The organism is Vibrio sp. 1562, from assembly GCF_033340155.1.
Lineage (GTDB): Bacteria > Pseudomonadota > Gammaproteobacteria > Enterobacterales > Vibrionaceae > Vibrio > Vibrio alginolyticus.
On sequence record NZ_JAWOVY010000208.1, the window covers coordinates 1 to 825 of the forward strand.

The 825-nt window shown below is 48.2% G+C and carries 1 protein-coding gene; it reads right to left on the reverse strand.

The features are described from left to right. Positions 1 to 825, reverse strand: an 825-nt coding sequence (locus R7Z49_RS24185; protein WP_318112255.1) for an aminotransferase class III-fold pyridoxal phosphate-dependent enzyme, incomplete at both ends; no start/stop codon positions are given.

The following is an 825-nucleotide window of genomic DNA, read 5'->3' on the forward strand; positions in this document are numbered from 1 at the left end:
GATGCTTAGTCCTTGGTTCAGCTCAGATTCACTGATAGTCAATGGACAGAAAAACTTCATCACCTCATCATCTGGGCCTGCGGTTTCAATCACCATGCCGTCGTCAAAACATGCTTTAGCGATTTCTGCTGCCAAGTCACCGTGAATACACTCGATGCCAATCATCATGCCGCGTCCCTTTTTCTGAACGAACATTTGCGGGAAACGACGCACACAGCGATCAATCACTTCACTCACATTTTGCGAACATTGCTTAATGTGCGTTTCGAAATCGTCATTTGACCAGTAGATTTCTAGTGCTTTTGCCGCAGTAATAAATGCGTGGTTGTTACCACGGAACGTGCCGTTGTGCTCGCCTGGTTTCCATTGGTCAAGTTCTGGTTTCAGCAGTACAACCGCCATTGGCAGACCGTAACCACCGATCGATTTCGATAGCGTCACAATATCGGGTTCAATACCTGATGGCTCAAAACTGAAGAATGTCCCAGTTCGGCCACAACCAGCTTGAATGTCATCGACAATCAATAGAATGTCGTTTGCTTTACATATTTTACTCAAGCGCTGTAGCCACTCATTGGAGGCGGCGTTTAAACCACCCTCGCCTTGTACCGTTTCCAGCAATACGGCTGCTGGTTTGTCCATACCTGCAGAGTTGTCATTCAGCATAGTTTCGAACAGCGCCAAACCATCAACGCCAGCGTAACCTTCGAACGGAATGCGCGTTACGTTTGTAAGGCTTGAGCCGTTACCTTGTCGGTGATGCTGATGACCTGTAGCCGCCAACGCACCTGCGGTACAACCGTGGAAACCGTTAGTGAATGCAAC